Origin of the sequence: Pseudomonas sp. TKO26, assembly GCF_003225665.1 — a bacterium.
Taxonomy (GTDB): Bacteria; Pseudomonadota; Gammaproteobacteria; order Pseudomonadales; family Pseudomonadaceae; genus Aquipseudomonas; species Aquipseudomonas saponiphila.
Genome location: NZ_QKLN01000018.1, coordinates 1 through 14,396 on the forward strand (window position 1 = coordinate 1; position 14,396 = coordinate 14,396).

12 protein-coding genes and 1 pseudogene are annotated in these 14,396 nt (G+C 65.8%); 8 read left to right on the forward strand and 5 right to left on the reverse strand.

Annotation, left to right across the window (positions count from 1 at the left end; translation table 11 throughout):
* The 5 genes and pseudogenes from DNK59_RS21930 to DNK59_RS21950 form a co-directional block, all read left to right on the forward strand.
* Positions 1-271: pseudogene (locus tag DNK59_RS21930) on the forward strand (branched-chain amino acid ABC transporter permease); the annotation flags it as partial.
* A gap of 4 nt (positions 272-275) precedes the next feature.
* Positions 276-1,325 carry a branched-chain amino acid ABC transporter permease gene (locus DNK59_RS21935; protein ID WP_110724661.1) on the forward strand — a complete coding sequence of 350 codons (1,050 nt, stop codon included), beginning with the start codon at positions 276-278 and terminating at the stop codon, positions 1,323-1,325.
* Between the two features lie 27 nt (positions 1,326-1,352).
* Positions 1,353-2,687, forward strand: a complete 1,335-nt coding sequence (locus tag DNK59_RS21940; RefSeq protein ID WP_110724582.1) for an ABC transporter substrate-binding protein — start codon at positions 1,353-1,355, stop codon at positions 2,685-2,687.
* Between the two features lie 3 nt (positions 2,688-2,690).
* On the forward strand, positions 2,691-3,458 hold the full coding sequence (locus tag DNK59_RS21945) for an ABC transporter ATP-binding protein (RefSeq protein ID WP_092315297.1): 768 nt from the start codon (positions 2,691-2,693) through the stop codon (positions 3,456-3,458).
* 13 nt (positions 3,459-3,471) lie between these two features.
* A complete protein-coding gene (locus DNK59_RS21950; RefSeq protein ID WP_110724583.1) occupies positions 3,472-4,908 on the forward strand; it encodes an FAD/NAD(P)-binding protein in 1,437 nt (478 codons plus the stop codon).
* A gap of 56 nt (positions 4,909-4,964) precedes the next feature.
* Here DNK59_RS21950 and DNK59_RS21955 read toward each other — a convergent pair whose 3' ends face one another.
* From DNK59_RS21955 to DNK59_RS21975, 5 genes are all read right to left on the reverse strand, one after another.
* The gene (locus tag DNK59_RS21955) at positions 4,965-6,071 is read right to left on the reverse strand and encodes a Gfo/Idh/MocA family protein (protein ID WP_110724584.1); all 1,107 of its coding nucleotides are present in this window, start codon (positions 6,069-6,071) and stop codon (positions 4,965-4,967) included.
* A 228-nt stretch (positions 6,072-6,299) separates the two neighbouring features.
* Entirely contained in the window at positions 6,300-7,067 is a 768-nt protein-coding gene (locus tag DNK59_RS21960; protein WP_110724585.1) for an SDR family oxidoreductase, read from the reverse strand.
* A 39-nt stretch (positions 7,068-7,106) separates the two neighbouring features.
* Entirely contained in the window at positions 7,107-8,174 is a 1,068-nt protein-coding gene (locus DNK59_RS21965) for a phosphotransferase family protein (protein ID WP_110724586.1), read from the reverse strand.
* 278 nt (positions 8,175-8,452) lie between these two features.
* Positions 8,453-9,403: a 2-hydroxyacid dehydrogenase gene (locus DNK59_RS21970; protein WP_110724587.1), complete on the reverse strand. Its 951-nt coding sequence runs from the start codon at positions 9,401-9,403 to the stop codon at positions 8,453-8,455.
* Between the two features lie 189 nt (positions 9,404-9,592).
* A complete protein-coding gene (locus DNK59_RS21975; protein ID WP_110724588.1) occupies positions 9,593-10,132 on the reverse strand; it encodes a cysteine hydrolase family protein in 540 nt (179 codons plus the stop codon).
* A gap of 491 nt (positions 10,133-10,623) precedes the next feature.
* Here DNK59_RS21975 and DNK59_RS21980 point away from each other — a divergent pair, with 491 nt between their 5' ends.
* The 3 genes from DNK59_RS21980 to DNK59_RS21990 all read left to right on the forward strand — a co-directional run bounded on the left by DNK59_RS21980 (position 10,624) and on the right by DNK59_RS21990 (position 14,379).
* Entirely contained in the window at positions 10,624-11,913 is a 1,290-nt protein-coding gene (locus tag DNK59_RS21980) for a serine/threonine transporter (RefSeq protein WP_092315283.1), read from the forward strand.
* A gap of 170 nt (positions 11,914-12,083) precedes the next feature.
* Positions 12,084-12,701 (forward strand): ParB-like protein, encoded by a 618-nt coding sequence (locus DNK59_RS21985; protein WP_110724589.1) that lies wholly within the window; start codon positions 12,084-12,086, stop codon positions 12,699-12,701.
* A complete protein-coding gene (locus tag DNK59_RS21990) occupies positions 12,691-14,379 on the forward strand; it encodes a SulP family inorganic anion transporter (protein WP_110724590.1) in 1,689 nt (562 codons plus the stop codon). Before DNK59_RS21985 ends, DNK59_RS21990 begins: the two co-directional genes overlap by 11 nt.
* Positions 14,380-14,396 lie beyond the last annotated feature (17 nt).

Here is a 14,396-nt window from a genome sequence, read left to right on the forward strand (position 1 = left end):
GCTCTGGGGCGCGCGCCAAGGGGTGCAGTTCTCCTTGTCGCTGGTGGTGCTCAAGGCGCTGCCGGTGCTGATCATCGGCGGCTTCACCTCCATCGGCGGGGCGATTGCCGGCGGCCTGATCGTCGGCGCTGCGGAGAACCTGGCGGAGGTCTACCTGGGCCCGCTGATCGGCGGCGGCATCAGCCCCTGGTTCGCCTATGTCCTGGCCCTGGCCTTCCTCTACATCCGTCCCGCCGGCCTGTTCGGCGAGCGGGCCATCGAGCGAGTGTGAATTGATGTCCATTCTTCTGACACAGCCCAGCGCGCCGTTGCTGCTGGTCCAGCGGCGCCTGCCCTGGGGCTTGATCGGCCTGTTGCTGCTGGCCTTCGGCGTGGTGCCGGTGCTCGGCAACGACTATTGGCTCAACGCGATCCTGATTCCGTTCCTGGTGCTGTCCCTGGCCGGGCTCGGGCTCAACCTGCTGACCGGTTATGCCGGCCAGACCTCGGTGGGCGCCGCCGGCTTCATGGCGGTCGGGGCCTTCGCCACCTACGGCTTCCTGCTGCGCCTGCCGGAACTCGGCCTGCCCCTGGCGCTGCTGGGCGGTGGCCTGATCAGCGCCCTGGTGGGCTGGCTGTTCGGCCTGCCCAGCTCGCGGATCAAGGGCTTCTACCTGATGGTCAGTACCCTGGCGGCGCAGTTCTTCCTGGAGTGGCTGTTCGTCAAGTTTCCCTGGTTCTACAACTACGGCTCCTCGGGCACCATTTCGGCGCCGCAGTTGAGCCTGTGGGGGCACGACCTCGGTACCCCGTCCGGGCGCTACCTGCTGACCCTGGTGACCGTGCTGCTGTTGACCTGGGTGGCGCAGAACCTGGTACGCAGCCAGGTGGGCCGCAACTGGATGGCGATCCGCGACATGGATACCGCGGCCGCGGTGATCGGTATCCCGGTGGCCCGCTACAAGCGCCAGGCCTTCGCCGTCAGCTCGTTCTACCTGGGCATCGCCGGGGCGCTGTGGGCCTTTGCCTACCTGGGCACCGCCAGCGCCAGCAGCTTCGATATCAATCGTTCGTTCCAGATCCTCTTCATCATCATTATCGGTGGCATGGGCAGCGTGGCCGGCAACTTCGTCGGCGCCGCCTTCATCAGCCTGCTGCCGATCTTCCTCAGCCATGCCGGCCAGTGGCTGCTGGGCGGCGCGGTGGATGCCGGGCAGCTGCAGAACCTGCAGAAAATCATTTTCGGCGTGCTGATCATCCTGTTCCTGATCAAGGAGCCCGAGGGCCTGATCCGCCTGCTGAGCAACCTGCGCGAGCGCCTGGGGCACTGGCCGCTGCGCTTCTGAATTCAACTCAAGAACGAGAGAGACAACATGCGTGCATCCCTGAAAGCTTCCATGGCCGGCGCGGCGTTGCTGCTGGCGGCGGCCATTACCCCGGTGACCCAGGCCGCGCCGGACCAGCAGTTCTTCCCCCTGGCCACCTACCGGGTCGGTGCCTATGCCTCCAGCGGCGTGCAGGTGTGGGCCGGGATGATCGACTACCTGAACTACATCAATCAGGTGGAAGGCGGGATCAACGGGGTCAAGCTGGTGTGGCAGGAATGCGAGACTGAATGGACCGCGGAGAAGGGCATCGAATGCTACGAGCGCTTCAAGAAGGGCCTGGATGGCGCGCCGGTGGCGGTCTACCAGCCCAACGGGGCGCCGGCGGCCTATGCCTTGAGCGAGCGCGCGGAGGTCGACAAGATCCCGCTGATCACCCTCGGCTACGGCCGTACCGAAGCCACCGATGGCACGGTGTTCCCCTACAACTTCCCGGTGATGCTGACCTTCTACAGCGAGGCCTCGACCCTGGTGAACTACATTGCCCAGCGCGAGGGCGGGTTCGACAAGCTCAAGGGCAAGAAGATCGCCACGCTCTATCACGACTCGGCCTATGGCCGGGAAACCCTCGGGCCGCTGAAGCTGCTGGCGGAGAAATACGGCTTCGAGAACATCCAGATCCCGGTGGCCGACCCGGGCAACGAGCAATCGGCGCAATGGCGGCAGATCCGCCAGCAGAACCCGGACTGGGTGTTCCTGCGCACCTGGGGCGTGTCGACCCCGGTGGCGGTGAAGACCGCCGCGCGCTTCGGCTTCCCGGTGGATCACATCATCGGCGACATCTGGGCCAGCTCCAGTGAAGACGTGTTGCCGGCCGGTGCCGCCGCCAAGGGCTACCTCGCGCTGACGCCGTACCCGGCGGGCAGCGACTTCGAAATCCACAAGCGCCTCAAGCAGTACATTCTCGACGCCGGCAAGAGCGACCTCAAGGACCTGAAGAACTTCGGCAGCGTGTACTACAACTCCGGCCTGGTGAACGCCGCGGTGGCGGTGGAGGCGATCCGTACCGCCCAGGGCAAGTTCGGCCAGCGCCCGCTCAATGGCGAGGAAGGGCGCTGGGGCCTGGAGCACTTGAATATCGACGATGCGCGGCTCAAGGACATGGGCTACCTGGGACTGATGCAGAACCTCAAGCTGTCCTGCCGCGATCATGAAGGCGGTGGCGCGGCGCGGGTGCAGCAGTGGGATGGCGCCAACTGGACCCTGATCAGCGACTGGATCGCCGCCGACCGAGCCCTGCTGCGGCCGTTGATCGACGAAAAGGCGGCGGCCTTCGCCAAGGAAAAACACCTGGTGCCGCGCACCTGCAATGGGGATGAGTGAGCCATGAGCCACAGCGCCTCGGCCCCGGTGGCCGAAACCCTGCTGCAGGTGCGGGATATCGAGGTGATCTACGACGGCTCGATCCTGGCGCTGGCCGGGGTCTCCCTCTGCGTGCCGCAAGGCGCCATCGTTGCCTTGCTGGGGGCCAACGGTGCGGGCAAGAGCACCACCCTCAAGGCCATTTCCGGGCTGGTGCGGGCCGAACGGGCGCAGCTTGGCCGAGGCAGCATTGCCTTCGCCGGGCAGGACCTGGCCGGCGTCGACCCCAGCCAGCGGGTGCGCCAGGGCATGGTCCATGTGCTGGAGGGGCGGCATGTATTTGCGCAATTGACGGTGGAGGACAACCTGCGCGCCGGCGGCTTTGTCCGCGGCCTCGGGCGGCGCCAGCTGGAACAGGATCTGGAGCGCATCTACAGCTGGTTCCCGCGCCTTCTGACCAAGCGCCGGGTGCGGGCCGGGCTGACCTCCGGTGGCGAGCAGCAGATGCTGGCCATCGGCCGGGCGCTGATGACTCGTCCTACTTTGGTACTGCTCGACGAACCGTCCATGGGCTTGGCGCCTATTATCGTCCAGGAGATTTTTCAGATCGTCGCCCAGCTTAATCGCGAGGCGGGAGTGAGCTTTCTGATCGCCGAGCAAAGCATTAATCTGGCGCTCAAATACGCTTCCCATGCCTACCTGCTGGACACCGGCCGCGTGGCCCTGTCCGGTCCCGCCGAGCAACTGTTGGCCCGGGGCGATCTGCAGGACTTCTACCTGGGCAAACACTGACCGTGAGCACTCCATGAACCCGAACCCTAGCGGACAGGCAGACCCTGCCACCCGTGATGCTGAAATTCTGATTGTCGGCGGCGGCCTCAGCGGTGCCTTGCTGGCGGCCCAATTGCTGCGCCTGCCGGGCTCGCGGCGGGTCCTGGTGGTCGAGCCGCGCAGCGAGCTCGGGCGTGGCGAGGCCTACAGCGCCGTGGAGCTGGGGCACACCCTGAACGGCAACGCCGCGCGCATGAGCGTCGATCCGGACAACGCCGACGACCTGACCCAATGGTTGATCCGGCATATCGCCGAGGGCGGCTGGCCCGAGTCGGATCGCCAGCACGTGCCGATCAGCGAACTGTTCCCGCCGCGCGGGCTGTTTGGTGTCTATGTCCAGCAACGGCTGGCGCAGGCGCAAGCGCAGGGCAGGGCGCAGGGCTCCTCGCTGACCCATGTGCGGGGCGAAGCGGTGGACCTGGAAACCGACGCCGATGGCGCGTTGCTGACCCTGGCCGATGGCCGGCGACTGCGTGGCGCGGTGGCGGTGCTGGCCACCGGCATGTTCCCGGCGGCGCGCACGCCACAGACCCGCTCCAGTGGGCTTAACGCCGCCGCGCTGGACCCTTGGGACGTGGCCGCCATGGCCCGCCTCGATCCCCAGGTCAGGGTGCTGATCATCGGCTCCGGGCTGACCATGGTGGACGCCGTGGTGTCCCTGGAGCAGGCCGGCCATCGCGGGCCGATCGAGGTGTTTTCCCGGCATGGGCTGCTGCCGCACGTGCGTCGCCAGCCGCCGGCCTGGGAGGATTTTCTCGCCGCCGACCCGAGCCTTCGCAGCCCTCGGCAATTGCTCCGGGCGCTGCGGCGCCAGTGCCGCGCGGCCCAGGCTCAGGGTATCGACTGGCAGGCGCCGCTGGACACGGTGCGGGCCCATATCGGGCGCTTGTGGAGCCAGGCCAGCGAGGCGCAGAAACGCCAGTTCGTGCGTCATGTGCGGCCCTGGTGGGAAAGCCATCACCATCGCTCGCCGCCCTTGAGCGCGGAACTGGTGGCGCGGCTGCAAGAGCAAGGCCGGTTGCGGGTGCATGCTGCTAGCTATCAGGGCCTGGAGACGGATGAGGAGGGCCGGCTGGCGATCCGCCTGCGTTATCGCGGCAGTCGGGACAGCGTGTTGATGGCGGGCGATGCCCTGATCAACTCCAGCGGCATCGAATACGACTGGCGCCGGGTGGCGCGGCCCTTGCCCCAGCAACTGCTGGCTCGCGGCCTGGTGACCCCTGGTCCGCTGGCCCTGGGCATCAGCGCCACGGCCGATGGCGCCGTGCACAACGCCCAAGGCCAGGCATCCGCGTGCCTGTTCGCCATGGGCCCGCCGTTGCGTGGCCTGTGGTGGGAAAGCACCGCGGTCACCGACGTCGCCCAGCAAGCCAAGGCCCTGGCCGCGCGCCTCGCTGACCGCCAACCGTAGGCACTGGCTTGCCAGCGAAGGGGCCCGCAAGATCGCCTTCGCCGGCAAGCCGGTTCCTACAATGTCATCCAGCGTTGTTCGGCGGCGGAGGTGCGGATCGCTGCCGCCAGACGCTCCCCTTCCCAGGCTTCGCCAAAATCCGTGCCGTCCCGCCCCTGGCCGCACAGGGCCAGGATCAGTTCGTGAACCTCCAGGGTCTTGAGTTCGTTGTAGCCCAGCTGGTGCCCCGGCGCCGGGCTGAAGGCGGCGTAGCCGGGCAGGTCGGGCCCGGCCAGCAGGCGTTGAAATCCCTTCTGGCCGACCCGGTACAGGCGCAGTTCGTTGAGCCGCTCCTGGTCGAAGGCCAGGGTGCCCAGGGTGCCGCTGATCTCGAAGCTCAGGTGGTTCTTGTAGCCGTGCTTGATCCAGCTGCTGCTCATGCTGCCCCGGGCGCCATTGGCAAAGCGCAGCAGGGCGTGGGCCTGGTCGTCGACCTCTATGCCACGGCGTTGCTGGCTGCCGCCTTGGGCAGGGCGTTGCAGGTGCACGGTCTGGGTGTCGGCGCACACCGCCTGCACCGGCCCCATGAGAAAGCGCGCCATGGCCAGCAGGTGGCTGCCCAGGTCCGCCAGGGCGCCGCCGGCGTGCTGCGGGTCGCAACGCCAGGACCAGGGCGAATCCGGGTCGGCCATGAAGTCTTCGCTGAACTCGCCCTGGAAGCTCACCAGTTGCCCGAGCTCACCCTGGTCGATCAGTTGCCGGGCGAGAACGATCATCGGGTTGTGCTGGTAGTTGTAGCCGACCCGGGTCACCACCCCCGCGGCCTGGGCTGCCTGGTGCATCTGCCGGGCCTGCTCGACGCTGACCGCCAGGGGTTTTTCGCAGTACACCGCCTTGCCCGCCGTCAACGCCGCCATGGCCATGGGGAAGTGCAGGTGGTTGGGGGTGGTGATGGCCACCAGATTGACCCGGGGATCGGCGATCAGCTCTTGCCAGTCGCCGTGGGCCCGGGCAAAGCCCCAGGCACCGGCGCAATGCTCGGCGCGCTGCGCATCGGCATCGGCCAGGGCGGCCAGGTGCAGGCGCACCGGCAGTTCGAACACCGCGCCGACGCTGCGAAACGCCAGGGCGTGGGCCCGGCCCATGAAGCCGGTGCCGATCAAGCCAATGCCAAGTTCGTGCATAACCGCTCCTGCAGAATTATTGTTCTAGGGAGCGCTAGTTATGGAATAAATATTCTTTAATTGCAATTGCTGGAATTAAAATTTTGAAGGACGCCGTAGGAGCCGGCTTGCCGGCGAAAGGGCCGTGAGGGTTGTGCTGGTTCAAGCTCCTGTCCGCAGGCAAGCCAGCTCCTACGGGAAATGAAAAAGGCAGCCCGGGGGCTGCCTTTTCTGTGGTGCAAGCGGGCCTCAGGAGAGGAAGCCGCCGTCCACGTTCAGCGCTACGCCGGTGGTGTAGCTGGAGGCGTCGCTGGCCAGGTAGAGCACCGCGCCAGCCATTTCGCTGGGGTCGGCCACGCGCTTGAGGGGGATCTGCGCCAGGGCGGTCTTGAGGATGGCGTCATTCTTCACCAGCGCCGAGGCGAACTTGGTGTCGGTCAGGCCCGGCAGCAAGGCGTTGCAGCGGATGCCGAACTGCGCGCATTCCTTGGCGAAGACCTTGGTCATGTTGATCACTGCGGCCTTGGTCACCGAGTAGATGCCCTGGAAGATCCCCGGCGAAACGCCGTTGATCGAGGCCACGTTGATGATGCTGCCGCCACCGTTCTCGCGCATCAGCTTGCCGGCTTCCACCGACATGAAGAAATAGCCGCGGATGTTCACGTCGACGGTCTTCTGGAAGGCCCCGAGGTCGGTATCCAGGACGTTGCAGAACTGCGGGTTGGTGGCGGCGTTGTTGACCAGGATGTCGAGGCGCCCGAACTGTTCGCGAATCCCGGCGAAGACCTGGCTGATCTGTTCCATTTCGCCGATGTGGCAGGCAATCGCCGTGGCCTTGCCGCCCTCGGCGATGATCGCGTCGGCCACGTGCTGGCAGCCGTCGAGCTTGCGGCTCGACACGATCACATGGGCACCTTGCTGGGCCAGCAGCCTGGCAATCGCCTCACCAATGCCGCGGCTGGCGCCGGAAACGAAAGCGATCTTGCCGTCGAGGTCGAACAACTGAGTCTTGGACATGGTTTTTCCTTGTTTTGGTTGTCGAGCGCCGGGGCGCGGTCAGAGGCTGGATTTATCGATGACCTGCAGGCTCATCTGCTCCAGCAGCTTGTTCATGTGAATGAACTGCGCGAAGCGTTTGTCCTGGGTCTGGCCGTGGTAGAAGCGGTAGTAGATCTGCTGCACGATGCCGGCCAGGCGGAACAGGCCGTAGGTGTAGTAGAAGTCGAAATTGCCGATCTCGATTCCCGAGCGCTCGGCGTAGTAGTCGACGAACTGCTGGCGGGTGAGCATGCCCGGGGCGTTGCTCGGTTGGCGGCGCATCAGTTGCACCGGCGCCGGGTCGGCGGCTTCGATCCAGTACGCCAGGCTGTTGCCCAGGTCCATCAGCGGGTCGCCCAAGGTGGTCAGCTCCCAGTCCAGCACGCCGATGATCCGCATCGGGTTCTCGGGGTCGAGGATCACGTTGTCGAAGCGGTAGTCGTTATGGACGATGCTCGAGGTCGGGTGGTCGGCGGGCATTTTCTCGTTGAGCCAGGCCTTGACCGTCTCCCAGTGCGGCGCATCCGGGGTCAGGGCCTTTTCGTAGCGGTCGCTCCAGCCCTTGATCTGACGCTGCACATAGCCTTCGGGGCGGCCCAGGTCGCCGAGGCCGCAGGCGTTGTAGTCGACCCGGTGCAGCTCGACCAGACGGTCGATGAAGCTCTTGCACAAGGCTTCGGTCTGCTTGGCGTCAAGGCCCAGCTCCGGCGGCAGGTCGGAGCGCAGGATGATGCCCTTGACCCGTTCCATGACATAGAACTCGGCGCCGATCACCGACTCGTCGGTGCAATGCACATAGGCCTTGGGGCAGTAGGGAAAACCTTCCCTGAGCTGGTTGAGTATGCGGAACTCGCGGCCCATGTCGTGGGCCGACTTGGCCTTGTGGCCAAACGGCGGGCGTCGCAGAACGAATTCCTGCCCAGGGTATTCCAGCAGGGAGGTGAGGTTCGAGGCTCCGCCCGGGAACTGGCTGATCTGCGGCGTGCCGGTGAGGCCTGGAATGTGCGCCTTGAGGTACGGGTCGATCAGATTGGCGTCGATTTCCTCGCCGGAGCGAGTACGGGTGGACTGGTCTGTAAGCGCCATGCTTATCCCTTCTGCTTATTCTGGAGGCCAGAGATTATTGACTAATCTAATGCGCATACCGGCCCCTCACAATCACAGCGGGCCTTTATAGGTGCGGGTGTTGCTGGACAATCAATGCTTTTGATACAGGCGTTTGAATCTTCATCGCCCGGCCCTCAGTCCCGCGGGAGCCGCCTTGCCGGGGCAAGAGCAGTCGAGGCGGGCGGATCTAAAGTGTTCGCTGGCAAGCCAGCTGCCACGCATGCCAGCGGGGAGCATAGGTGCTGCTGGGGGCGGTGTCAGTTCGGTGCCGGCAGGCTCAGGGGCGTCAGCAGCGGCTGGCCGACGAAGTGGGCCAGCAGGTTCTTGCCGACCATCTCCACGGTGTCGCGGCTGGCCTGGGGCGACAGGCCGGCGACATGGGGCGTGAGGACGACATTGTCGAGCACCTTGAAGGCATCGGGGACCTGGGGTTCGTCGTCGAACACATCCAGGGCCGCGCCGGCTATTCGTCGTTGCTGCAAGGCCTGCAGCAGGGCGTGGGTATCCACCACGCTGGCCCGGGCGATGTTCACCAGGAAACCTTCGGCGCCCAGGGCTTGCAGTACCTCGCGGTCCACCAGGTGCCGGGTGTCGGCGCCGCCCGGAGTGGCGATCACCAGGGCGTCCGAGTCCCGGGCCAGTTCCACCAGGCTCGGATAGAAGTGATAGGGCTGGTCCGCGCGTGGCTGGCGGCTGTGATAGCTGACCGGCATGTCGAACCCCTGGGCGCAGCGTCGGGCGATGGCCTGGCCCACGGCGCCGAGGCCCAGAATCCCCAGGCGCATGCCGGCCAGGGACGGGCGCAGGACTTTCGGCCATTGCCCCTGGCGTATCGCCGCGTCGGATTGGGGAATGCCGCGCACCAGGGACAGCAGCAGGGCCAGGGCATGATCGGCCACGGAAGGCGCGTTGACCCCGGCGCCGTTGGTGACCGCGATGCCCCGATTGCTTGCCGCTTGCAGGTCGACCTCTTCATAGCCGGCGCCGATCACGCAGATGATCTGCAACCTCGGCAGGGCGGCGATTTCCGCGCCGGTCAGGCCCAGGGGGCCGCGGGTCAGTACCGCGTCGATCTGCTCGGCGTGTTCGCGGATGGCCCGGGCCCGTTCGGCGGGGGTGGGCGCCAGGATCAGCTGAAAGCCCTGTTGTTCGAGCAGTGGCAGGTAGGCGTTGACGTTTTCAACCAGGACCAGGACGGTGGCACGCATCAAGGGGCTCCTCGGGAATAGCTCAGCAGCGCAGGGAGGGTATGGCACAGCTTCGGGCGCCTGTGCCAAGACCGGGGCGAGGGCTCAAGGGTGGGGGGTTGCGGGGTTTTTGGCAATCCTGGCCGGCACTGGTCCCGGGGCGTAACGCGTGAGTGGGCGTCCCCGGGGCAGTGGTGCAGCCTGCTTGAATCAGAAGGGCACGTCAGGGGTCTTGACCAGGCGCACGAAGGGGCCGTTCAGGGTGGCGTTGTGGTGGGCGATGATCTTCTTCGCCCCCAGCGCGGGAGTGTCCATGCAGGTGTGGGCGTCTTCCACCAGCAGCGCGGCAAAACCCAGGTCGCCGGCGGCGCGGCAAGTGGCATCGACACAGTACTGGGTCTTCATGCCGACGATCACCAGTTCCTTGACCTGGGCCTCCTGCAGGCGCTCGACCAGCCCGGTGCCGACAAAGCAGCTGGGGCGGGTCTTGTCCAGCACAGAGTCCAGCTCTTCATCCACTTCCAGGTTGGGCAGCAATTGCCAGAACGGGCTGCCGGCGGCAATCGGCGATTCGGCCGGGCCGGTGTGGCGCACGGCGAAGATCGGCGCTCCGGCCTGGCGGGCGCGGCGGATCAGTTGATTGATGTTTTCCAGGACCTGCGCACGTTTGTAGGGCTTGTCCGGTCCGTTGAACAGGCCGACCTGCATGTCGATGACCAGCAGGGCACGCTTGGCGTTGGATAAAGGCATCTTGTCTCTCCTTGTAGTGCCAGGTGGACGGAGAAACAAAAGGCCCCGTCCATTGCTGGCGGGGCCTTGGTTTTACTGTGCTTGCATCATCCCGCACAGCCACCACACGACCCGCCGAAGGCAGTCGTGGTGGTGGAGGTAGGGTTGAGCGCGTAGATATTCATGGGGTCCGATCATGCCGTCTGGTCGTGAGCCCTGTCAACGCAACCCTCAGGTGCTGGCTTGCTGGCGAATGGGCAGCATCGGATGTGCATCGCCCTGGCGGACGCCCTCGCTGGCCGCGGGGCAGGCTCTGAGAGGGCCGGGCCAGACGCTTGGCGATCAAACAAAAAAATATCTGCAGCGCACAAACCGTTCCTCAGCTGAGTCTATGCAGCGCCCGTGGAATCCCGGACAATCGCGCCCCCTCTGTTTCGCTCGGGCACTGCCTGTCGGGTACTCCGACACGCCCGGGCGGATGGCAAACGACCGGAATGTGGAGATCCCACCGGATGAATGATCAGGCCAACAGCGTTGATCAACGCTTTGAAACGGCAGCCCCAGCAGCCCCGGCAACGCTGACTAGCTGGAACCGCCAAGACACCACCTGGATGCTCGGCCTGTTTGGTACGGCCATCGGTGCCGGTACCCTGTTTCTGCCCATCAATGCCGGCATCGGCGGCTTCTGGCCGCTGCTGATCCTGGCGTTGCTGGCCTTCCCCATGACCTTCTACGCCCACCGCGGCCTGACCCGCTTCGTGCTTTCCGGGCGTGACGGCGCGGACATCACCGAAGTGGTCGAAGAGCATTTCGGAATCAAGGCCGGTGCCCTGATCACCTTGCTGTACTTCTTTGCCATCTTCCCGATCCTGCTGATCTACAGCGTGGCCCTGACCAATACCGTCGGCAGTTTCATGACCAACCAGTTGCACATCGCGCCGCCACCGCGGGCGATTCTGGCCCTGGTGCTGATCTTCGGCCTGCTGGTGGTGGTGCGTTGCGGCGAGCAGGTGATCGTCAAGGCCATGAGCCTGATGGTCTATCCGTTCATCGTCGCCCTGGCGTTCCTCGCGGTGTTCCTGATTCCGCACTGGAGTGGCGGCATCCTCGCCACCGCCAGTGACGTGCCAGCACCTTCGGCCTTCCTGCATACCCTGTGGCTGGCGATCCCGGTGATGGTCTTCTCGTTCAACCATTCGCCGATCATCTCGGCCTTTGCCGTGGACCAGAAGCGTCGTTATGGCGTGCACGCCGAAGAGCGCAGCTCGCAGATCCTGTCCCGCGCCCACCTGCTGATGGTGGGCATGGTGCTGTTCTTCGTCTTCAGTTGCGTGCTGACCCTGAGCCCGGCGCAGTTGGCGGAAGCCAAGGCGCAGAACCTGTCGATCCTGTCCTACCTGGCCAACCACTTCAACAATCCGACCATCGCCTTCGCCGCGCCGTTGATTGCCTTCGTGGCCATTGCCAAGTCGTTCCTCGGTCACTACATCGGGGCCAGCGAAGGTCTCAAGGGCCTGATCATCAAGAGCGGCCGGCGGCCGGCGGCGAAAACCCTGGATCGGGTCACCGCGGCCTTCATGCTGGTGATCTGCTGGGCGGTGGCCACCCTCAACCCGAGCATCCTGGGGATGATCGAAACCCTGGGCGGCCCGGTCATCGCGGCGATCCTGTTCCTGATGCCGATGTATGCCATCCGCAAGGTGCCGGCCATGGCCCGCTATCGCGGCCAGGCGTCCAACGTGTTCGTGACCCTGGTGGGCCTGGTGGCGATTACCGCCCTCGTGTACTCGCTGGCTTCTTGAGTGGTGCGGCGCCCTGGCGGGCGCCCGCGCTACCAGGCCAGTTCCCACAGACAACGCCGCCGGCGCTTCACAGCGCCGGCGGCGTTGTCGTTCAAGGCATTGACCGGGATCGTTTGCGGCGGCGAATAAAGGTCTAAGCTGATGATTTTGTTCCTGTCTGGAGTCATTGCATGGCCCGTGCTCACCCGCAGTTGATCCGTGCCCGCCTGGATACGCTGCACCCGACCCAACTCACCGTGGGCCTGGCCGAAGTCGATGCCAAGCGTCGGATGTGGCAGCAGCTCAAGCGCAAGGCGCGGACGGCAGCCCTGGAGGATCACTGGTTTCCCTGTGTGCTGGGTCCTCGGCAGCGCTACTACATCGTCGACCATCATCACTTCGGCATGGCCCTGCTGCAGGAACAGGTGAATGAGGTGTCGCTGCTGGTGCTCAAGGACCTGTCCTTTGTCGACGCGGACAGCTTCTGGGAGGTCATGGCGTTCAACCAATGGGCCCATCCTTACGACGCGCAGGGCGTGCGGCGTTCGTTCGAGCGGATTCCCCCGCGCATCCTCGACCTGCAGGATGATCCCTATCGCAGCCTGGCCGGGCTGTTGCGCCGCGCCGGCGGTTTTGCCAAGGACACCACGCCGTTCAGCGAATTTCTCTGGGCGGACTTTTTTCGCCGGCGCATCGAACAGCAGGCGCTGGGCAAGTTGGGGGCCAAGGTCCAGGCCCGGGCCATGAAGCTGGCGCGCAGCCAGGACGCACGTTACTTGCCAGGATGGGTGGGCCAGATTGTCGACTGATCAAGGGCAGTTCGCTGCCACCCCGGTAACCGCGCCCCGGCGCAGTCGTGACCTGCTGGCCGGCCTGTCCATCGCCGGGCTGTTGCTGCCCGAGGCGGTGGCCTATTCCAGCATCGCCGCCTTGCCGCCCCAGGCCGGGGTCATTGCCCTGTTCGCCGGGTTGTTGTGCTACGGCCTGTTCGGCACCAGCCGCTTTGCCATCGTCTCGGCCACCTCGTCATCGGCGGCGGTGCTGGCGGCGGCGACCCTGTCGCTGTCCGATGGCGACGCGCAACTGCGCCTGAGCCTGGGGTTCGCCCTGGTGCTGCTGACCGGGGCGTTCTTCATTCTGGCGGGGCTGTTTCGCCTGGGCGGCGTCACCGCGTTCATTGCCAAGCCGGTGTTGCGCGGTTTTGCCTTCGGCCTGGCGCTGACCATCATCCTCAAGCAGTTCGCCACCGTGGTCGGGGTCCACTTGAGTACCGGCAACCTGGTGCGTTTCCTGCCGCAGTTGCTTGAGCAATGGCCGCAGTGGAACTGGGTGGGCGTGGCGGTGGCGGCCCTGGCTTTGCTGGTGCTGGCGATCTGTTCGCGGATTCCCTACGTGCCCGGAGGGCTGGTGGCGGTGGTGATCGGTATTGGCGCCGGGCAATGGTTCGACCTGCCGGCCCACGGGGTGGCGCTGATCGGTGCCATCGAACTCAAGCTGGAGGTGCCGAGCCTGCCGGACCTGCCGTTCGCCGACTGGTTGCGCCTGGGCGAGCTGGCGTTTGCCCTGGTGATGATCCTGTATGCCGAATCCTATGGCTCCATCAGCTCCATGGCCCTCAAGCATGGCGACCGGGTGTCGTCCAACCGCGACCTGCTGGCCCTAGGCGCCGCCAACCTGGTTTCCGGGTTGTTTCACGGCATGCCGGCCGGTGCCGGCTACTCCGCCACATCCGCCAATGAGGCGGCCGGGGCGCGCTCGCGGTTGGCGGGGCTGACCGCGGCGGCGGTGATGCTGCTGATCGTGCTGACGGTATTGCCCTACATCGCCCTGACGCCGGAGCCGGTGCTGGCGGCGATCGTCATGTACGCCCTGGGTCATGGCCTGAGCCTGCAGCCCCTGGGGCGCTATTTCATCTGGCGCCGGGATCGCTTCCTGGTGATCTGCGCGGTGGCGGCGGTGCTGGTGCTGGGGGTGCTGGACGGTCTGTTGCTGTCGGTGGGGGTGAGCATCCTGCTGATGCTGCGCCAGCTGTCGGCGGCGGATATCCAGATCCTCGGCCAGTTGGGCAGTGGCCATGACTTTGTCGACCTGAGCCGCCATCCCCAGGCGCGGCAAGTGCCGGGGGTGCTGATCCTGCGACCGGGGGAGGCGCTGTTCTTCGCCAACGCCGAGCGCATCCTGGGCGGCGCCTTGCGCCTTATCCGCCATGCGCAGACGCCGATTCACAGCGTCATTCTCAGCCTGGAAGAGTCGCCGAACCTGGACGGCACCAGCATCGAGGCCCTGGACGAGTTCTTCCGCCAGGTCAGCCTGGAGCACAAGCGCCTGGCCCTGGCCCGTCTCAAGCATGACGCCAAGGAGGCCCTGGCGGCCTTGCCATCGAGCAGCCAGTACCAGGTGCTGCTCAGCGGCACCAGTGTCGACGATACCCTGCAGGAAAGCCTGCAGAGCTGGAGCGGCCAGGCCCAGGCCAGGCACTGGCACTGAGCGGCGCTGCCCTCAGC